Genomic DNA, 722 nt, shown 5'->3' on the forward strand with positions numbered 1-722 from the left:
GCGCCCATGCCCGCCAGGCTGGCGTCGATGCGGTTGCAGCCCTCCTCCACCGCGGCGATGGAGTTGGCCACGCCGAGGCTGAGGTTGTGGTGGGCGTGGATGCCGGTTTCGGTCTCGGGCTTCAGAACACTTTTCACGGCACGGAAGCGTGCGCGGATATCGTCCATGTTCATCGCCCCGCCGGAATCGACCACGTAGATGCAGGTGGCGCCGTAGCTCTCCATCAATTTCGCCTGTTGCGCGAGGCCTTCCGGCGTCTGCATGTGGCTCATCATCAGGAAGCCCACGGTGTCCATGCCCAGCTCGCGGGCGTACTCGATGTGCTGCCTGGAGACGTCCGCTTCGGTGCAATGGGTGGCCACGCGCACGACGCGGGCGCCGGCGTTGTAGGCAGCCTTCAGGTCGTGGATGGTGCCGATGCCGGGCAGCAGCAAGGTGGCGATCTTCGCGTACTGCACCACGTCCGCTGCCGCTTCGATCCACTCCAGGTCGGTGTGGGCGCCAAAGCCGTAGTTGAACGACGAACCTTGCAGGCCATCGCCGTGCGCGACTTCGATGGAGTCCACTTTCGCGAGGTCGAGTGCGGTGGCAATCGCCTGCACATCGTCCAGCGAATACTGGTGGCGGATCGCATGCATGCCGTCGCGCAGGGTCACGTCGGAGATATAGAGTTTCTGGCTCATGCCGAGGCCCCCATTGCTTGCGCCATGCGCTCGGCGGTG

The 722-nt window shown here is 64.8% G+C and carries 1 protein-coding gene; it reads right to left on the minus strand.

Going from position 1 to position 722, the window contains the following annotated elements; genetic code table 11:
- A partial coding sequence (dmpG, locus tag VV867_RS31040) for a 4-hydroxy-2-oxovalerate aldolase (RefSeq protein ID WP_328568450.1) occupies window positions 1–683 on the minus strand: 683 nt, incomplete at its 3' end.
- Window positions 684–722: the final 39 nt, after the last annotated feature.

Source organism: Pseudomonas sp. JH-2 (genome assembly GCF_036231725.1).
GTDB classification, from domain to species: Bacteria; Pseudomonadota; Gammaproteobacteria; order Pseudomonadales; family Pseudomonadaceae; genus Pseudomonas; species Pseudomonas delhiensis.